The organism is Arenibacter hampyeongensis, from assembly GCF_002909255.1.
Classification (GTDB): Bacteria; Bacteroidota; Bacteroidia; order Flavobacteriales; family Flavobacteriaceae; genus Arenibacter; species Arenibacter hampyeongensis.
Map to the genome: position 1 here is coordinate 197725 of NZ_PIOB01000008.1, position 6593 is coordinate 204317.

A 6593-nucleotide genomic window follows, 5' to 3' on the forward strand; every position below is an offset into this window, starting at 1 on the left:
CAACCGTATATAAGGTGGACCCCCAATTTTATATATATGAAATATTTAACCTACGTTTTTGTCCTATTCATTTTGAGTTGTGGAAAGGACGAAGATACCTTGCCATTGATTACCAATGAGCTCCTCGGAAAATGGCAATTGGAAGCTACAAAAATTAGTCCTGGAGACATTGTTGAGAATTGGACAATGGTAACCAATGGATCTATATTTGAATTTAAGGCAAATGGATCTTATACCCATAACGAGAAGGCTTGTGGTGGCATTGTTAATGGAATCTTCAGTACAAATGCCCAAATATTAACATTGAGATATCACTGTGAAAACAATTCAATCGAAACCAATTTTAATATGAACTTCTCAGAAGGAGATCTTATTCTATCCAATGTTGGCTGTATTGAGGAATGTTCTTATAAATATCGAAAAATGGAATAACTATTTGTTTAATGGGCTAACAATCTTTACATCCTGAAAGGCAATAGCACCTCTTACCACACTGGCGATAACGTCATATAATGCCTCGGTAATCTGTATTTTGAGCTCACTTTTATGATAAATAAGACTTACTTCCCTTGCAGGTGATGGATTTTTAAAGAATTTTAGGTTTTGCTTCTTTTTTTCATCCAGTTCTATTGTGTTAAGGAAGGGCAGGAGCGTCATACCCAAACCTTCGTTGGATAGGTTGATCAAGGTTTCAAAACTACCGCTTTGCAATTGAAAGTGATCTTCTTGATGGTTTTTGGAGGCATTGCATAAATTTATTACCCCATCCCTAAAACAGTGTCCGTCCCTCAAGAGCAATACATCTGAAATTTCCAGATCTTCTGGAGTCAATTCGGACACTTTCCCCAATCGGTGGTTAGGGGGGACATACCCTACAAAAGGTTCATAGTACAGCGGGCGCTCCTTTATATATTCAATTTCTAAAGGCGTAGCTGCAATGGCCGCATCAATATGGCCATCTTGTAAATTACGGATTAGATTTTCTGTGTTTTGCTCCTTTATGATCAGGTTTACCTTAGGATATTTTTTAATAAAGGTCCTCAGGAACATGGGCAATAAGGTGGGCATAATTGTCGGAATGATACCCAAGGTAAACTCCCCACCTATAAATCCCTTTTCTTGGTCCACAATATCTTTGATACGGTTGGCCTCATTGACAATATTCTTAGCCTGTGCCACAATTTTCGCTCCCACTTCCGTTATGGTTATGGGTTTTTTACTTCTGTCGAAAAGCAAAATGTCCAATTCATCCTCCAATTTTTGTACTTGCATACTTAGGGTAGGTTGGGTAACGAAGCTTTTTTCGGCTGCCAAAGTAAAATTTTGGTACTCGGCTACGGCTAGTACATATTGCAGTTGTGTAATGGTCATCCAGTATTATTTTAAAAGATAAAATTATGAAAACTAAATACAAAACCTAAACTGTTTGGCCCTTACTTATAAAATCTTTTTTCTGCCCTGAAAATAAGGATATCGGTTGTTAGGTTTGTTCCTTTAAAATATAAGCTTTTAATCCAAAATTATATTTTCTGCCTCGATCTTTTTGTCATTGATGAAATCGTAAAGTGTTAGTTTTCTCAAGGTATAATAATCCGTCCAAAAATTTTCCAAAGAATTTAGGTAATCAATCTCGGCCTTATCTTTTTCTTGTTGTGCCAAATTTAGATCGGTAATGGTAATTTTTCCCAGAACATATCTCTCCTTGGTAATTTGATAGCGCTTAATGGCAATCTCTTTGGCCTTTTCCGAGGTTGCCAGAAAATCGCGTTTGCTGGACCAATTCAATATATGCAGGAAAATTTCTTGTTCAAAAGCCTGCTGTTCCTGTTTAATGTTTGTTTCTACCAAACCTAAATCGGCTTCTCCCATTTTTCTTTCGGATTTGGACACGCCCCAATCAAAAATGGGAATTCCTAACCTTACCATTACCCTTTGTTGTCTATCATAATCCTGAAACAAGGCATCATAATCCTCGGCACGTTTATTTAATCCAAAATTGGCATTAACATTAATTTCCAACCTATTGTTACCTTTTATTTGGGCAAGATTTCTTTCCGCCTCCAAACGTCTTCTTCTAAATTCGATAACAGATTTTCTATTGTTGGTAGCTTCATCCAGTGCAGTTTGCACACTCACCTCAAAATCTACCAATTTCTCGGGAATGAACAGTTCTATGTCTTCGGTTTTCAATTCTAAATAACGGGCTAGGTTCTGAGAAGTCCTTTTAAGTAGGATGGTATTGGTTGTTACCTCATTTTTCGAATTTAAATGTCCAAGTTCCATTTGCAATAGTTCATTTTCTGCAATCTTTCCGATTTCGAACCTCCCTTTTGCAATTTGCAATAGGGTATCCTGGGTGGCCAAATTTTTCTTGGAATTTTTTAATCTCATTTGAGCGGTCAATAATCCAAAATATCGCTGGCAACTGCTTAGGGAAATATCCTCCATCCGCTCTATAAATTCGCGCTTGGATTCTTCAAATTTCAATGGTTCTATTTGCCTGTCCCACTTATAGGGATTAAAGAACAAGGAATTTTGATAGTAATTTACGGAAAATGGAGTCAGGGAGTAATTGCTGTTTTCATCTGCTCCAAAGCGATCAATTCTTTGGATTTGGGAATTAAGGGAAAGGTTACCTCCAGTGAATGGGACCCGCTGGTCTATGGACAAGGTTCCATCTATTCTGGATTGATTTTGATTTACGAAAATATCCTGACCCTCGTCATTGGTAATCCTTGTAATGGATTTGGAATAATCCGGCAAAGTGGCCGATAATCTAAATTGGGGTAAAAATTGGGCCACATAAGTTCTGTATTTCCAATAACTGGCTTGTGATTGGTTTAGAACGGCTTGGTATTCAGGGGAGTTTTTTTTCGCCATTTCAATGGCCTCTGTCAGTGTTAGCTTTTTTGACTGTCCCATTAAAATAAAGTTTGAACAAAGGAACAACAGCAAAATACATTTTCTCATTTTGGACTTTTTTGATTGATAAAGTGGGGGAGGGTATTTATGTTTAATGCTACATGGTTTTTTTTATTCCCGTCTTATGGCCTCTATTGGATTTTTGTTGGCAGCTGACTTTGCGGGCAAAACTCCAAACGCAAGCCCTATGAAAGTGGCTACAAAAAAGGATAAAATTATGGAGTTCAAGGAAAGTATGGTTTCTATTCCCGTTGCCAATTCCAATCCATAGGATGCCACAATTCCCAATATTATACCTATAATTCCGCCACCTAAGCTTATTAGGACGGACTCTGATAAAAACTGTAGGATAACATCCTGCTTAGTAGCTCCTATGGCCCGCATGATACCAATTTCCTTAGTACGTTCCAGAACTGAGGCCAACATAATATTCATAATGCCGATACCCCCAATAAGGAGGGATATGCCCGCAATAACACTAAGCACTATATTGAATATCTGTTTCGTTTTTTGCTGCTGTTTTAGCAATTGAATAGGGATGGTTATTTCAAAATCCAACACATCATTATGTTTTCTTTTAAGGAGTTTGCTCAATACTTCAGCAGTCGATTTAAGTTCGTTGGAATTATTTACCTGAACTGTTAGTTTGTCCAACTGATGGTAATTGCCTCTGGGAATCCTTTTCTTGGGGCCATTGTTGGCGCCACCAATAATTATCATTCCTCCGCCACTAAAATCGAGGGGTTCGTCGGATATGATCTTTCTATCCTTATATCGGACCAAAAAGGTCTTGACAGGAATGTAAATATCCTGATTCAGATCTCTTATGCCTAAGTTTTCCTGGGCTTTTTCCGAAATAAGTTTTTCCTCGATTATTCCAATTACCTGAAGCCAAACGTCCTTGACTTTGATTTGCTTGCCTATGGCGCTTTCGCCCGGAAATAATTTTTTTTCCACCTTTTCCCCTATAATACATACCGAAGCGGCATTTACAGAATGCTCATCCGAGAAGTTGCTGCCTTTACCTATATGAATATTAGTAGTTTGAAAAAAGGAATTGGTAACACCTATTAATTTAACCGAATTTTGCCGTCCCTTATTGATTACATAGGTCTCCAGAATTATTTCGGGACTAATGGCTTTTATGGTGGGAATATTATTTGCAATACTGGCCACATCCAGCAGGTCCAATCCTTTTGAAAACCGGGTAGTTTCTTTGGCTCCCTCATCGTCTTCGCTGGCGTTCTCATCCTCTTCATCGGGAATAGGGGTCACCACAATATTGTTTACTCCTACGAGTTCCAATTGTGCCAAAATCTCCTTTTCGGCACCATTTCCAATAGACAGCATGGTTATTACGGCTGCAACACCAAAAATGATTCCCAATGCTGTTAAAAAAGTTCTAACCTTATTGATTGTCACCACACGAATGGCTTCTCTGAAATTAGAGACAATCTGTTCCAAAAGTATCTTGTCTATCATAAATCTAATTCAAGGACAGAATACTCTTTTCATCCATTCCTTCCGGTTTACTCAGATATACAACTTCATTCTCATTTAAACCCTTTTTTATAATCACAACATCCAGATTGGATTCGCCTATCTCTATTTCCTTTTTATCAATGGACAAGCCGGACTTGGCGTAAACAAAACTTATGGAATCCTGGGAAAATACGGCTTCCAAAGGTACCATAAGTACTTCTTCCTCCTTATGTATCAGTATCCTATTGGATGTGGTCATTCCGGGTCTAACATTATCATTATTTTCATCAAAATTTACCAATACTTGAAAGAGCTTAATATCCGACCCTCTTTTTTCCTCACCTACATTGGCCACATTGGTTATGGTTCCTTTTACCGTTACGTCCGGGAATGCATCAAAACCTATAATAACGGGAAGGTCCTTTTTAATCTTTCTGATGTCTACCTCATTGGCATAGGTCTTGGATTCCATTTTGGTAAGGTCTGGTAGGGTGGCAATGGCAGGATCCCACATACTAATGGATGATCCGACCTTTCTTTTGGATCCATCCCAGTTCTTGGCATAGGTTACCATTCCATTGGCATCAGAATGTATAGTAAAGGATTTTTGAAGATTCCTGAGCTCTTCCAGCATTTTACTTATCTTAGAGACTTCCGTTCCAACTTCTACCATTTTGGCCATGGCTTTCTGTTCTTTAATTTTATAATCCTCTGTTTTTTCTTTTAGATCACGTTCCAGACGCTCTATATTTATTTCCAACTTTTTAATAGTGGCGGGAGGTTCATAGATAGACTGTTTAAGTTCCAACTTATTTTCTTGGATATCAAATAACAGATCCTTTATTGCTGTTCGTTCCTGTTTCAGGGTCAGGGTGGTGTCCAACTGTTCTTGGGTGTATTTGGACTGAGCGGTTTCCAAGTTTAATTGGGCATCCAATATCTGTTCATTCACCTCTGAGGGATCTAATCTTCCCACATAGTCACCTTCTTTGACCAATGAACCTTCCGGAATTAAATCTTGAATTTTCACATCCCTAAGTTTAAATTTACGAATGTCATCCGGGCCATTAATTTTTTTCAAACTAGTGGATTGGGCCTCACCAGAAATAATTACTTCATTTAGAAATTCGCCCTTTACAACCTTGGTGGTAATGGCAACATCTTCATCTGATGTGTTTCCAAACAAGGTGTAACCTACAAGAACAAGGACGATCGGAATACCGAAGAGCAGTAGTTTTTTTTTATTCATTATTAGGTAGTTTAGTTATAGGGGGGTAATTCAAATTTAAGCTAGTGATTGATTATTCAACAAGATATTTTGTTATTGTTTTCTTAATTTATAACAAAACTGCTCTCATATTAATAGTTCTTTAAATTTTTTGAAATTATTTTGTTAAATTATTACAAATATCCACAATAATTATGCCATTGAATAAACTTACGTTTTACCAATTGTATAATACTATACAATCATAAAATCTATCAATTAATCAATTCTTGGGTTGGTATACCAAAGCCGTAATTTAGTGGAACACTAAAAGGATATATTATGCAATTGAACAGTATAGGTTTGGATATTTCCAAATCAAAATCGTTAAGTAAAGATTTAAATCAGTTATTGGCAAATTTCCAACGTTACTATCAAAATCTAAGGGGTATTCACTGGAATATAAAGGGGAAAAGGTTTTTTGATCTTCATGTAAAATTCGAAGAATTATATACCGATGCCAATTTAAAAGTAGATGAGATAGCGGAACGAATCCTTACATTGGGAGGGGTACCTTTACATACCTTTGAAGACTACATAAGTAGTTCAAAGGTTCCGGTTGGTAAAAACATATCCAAAGATGAGGATGCTATTCGTTTAATTGTAGAATCACTTTCCCAACTTCTCATCATTGAAAGGGGAATTTTGGATGCTTCGGCCGAGGCTTCGGACGAAGGTACCAATTCTATGATGGGCGAGTTTATTACCCAGCAAGAAAAAACGGTCTGGATGATGAAAGCATGGTTAGCAGAGGAAATATAACCAATAACGTTGAAGTCATGTTTAACCGCTAAAAGGGATCAATCCTAAAAGTTGTGTGTGAATTAGAAAAAGATAGGATAGACTTGCCCAGAGTTTGTGTTCTGTTCATTTTTTGCATCGCCCAAAAAACGACCAGGGCTGAATAACCAAGGTACGGTGT

Annotated in this window: 6 protein-coding genes; 2 read left to right on the forward strand and 4 right to left on the reverse strand. The window is 37.4% G+C overall.

What is annotated here, in order from left to right; all coding sequences use genetic code 11:
• Nucleotides 1-36 precede the first annotated feature (36 nt).
• Complete coding sequence (locus tag CWD91_RS17980) at nucleotides 37-432, forward strand: hypothetical protein (RefSeq protein ID WP_103442352.1); 396 nt, start codon at nucleotides 37-39, stop codon at nucleotides 430-432.
• Here CWD91_RS17980 and CWD91_RS17985 read toward each other — a convergent pair whose 3' ends face one another.
• The 4 genes from CWD91_RS17985 to CWD91_RS18000 form a co-directional block, all read right to left on the reverse strand.
• A complete protein-coding gene (locus CWD91_RS17985; RefSeq protein ID WP_103442353.1) occupies nucleotides 433-1371 on the reverse strand; it encodes a LysR substrate-binding domain-containing protein in 939 nt (312 codons plus the stop codon).
• 138 nt (nucleotides 1372-1509) lie between these two features.
• Nucleotides 1510-2922 carry a TolC family protein gene (locus CWD91_RS17990; protein WP_239985848.1) on the reverse strand — a complete coding sequence of 471 codons (1413 nt, stop codon included), beginning with the start codon at nucleotides 2920-2922 and terminating at the stop codon, nucleotides 1510-1512.
• A gap of 111 nt (nucleotides 2923-3033) precedes the next feature.
• A complete protein-coding gene (locus tag CWD91_RS17995) occupies nucleotides 3034-4404 on the reverse strand; it encodes an ABC transporter permease (RefSeq protein WP_103442355.1) in 1371 nt (456 codons plus the stop codon).
• Nucleotides 4405-4408: 4 nt separating this feature from the next.
• Nucleotides 4409-5653: an efflux RND transporter periplasmic adaptor subunit gene (locus CWD91_RS18000; protein ID WP_103442356.1), complete on the reverse strand. Its 1245-nt coding sequence runs from the start codon at nucleotides 5651-5653 to the stop codon at nucleotides 4409-4411.
• A 300-nt stretch (nucleotides 5654-5953) separates the two neighbouring features.
• Here CWD91_RS18000 and CWD91_RS18005 point away from each other — a divergent pair, with 300 nt between their 5' ends.
• On the forward strand, nucleotides 5954-6433 hold the full coding sequence (locus CWD91_RS18005) for a Dps family protein (protein WP_103442357.1): 480 nt from the start codon (nucleotides 5954-5956) through the stop codon (nucleotides 6431-6433).
• Nucleotides 6434-6593 lie beyond the last annotated feature (160 nt).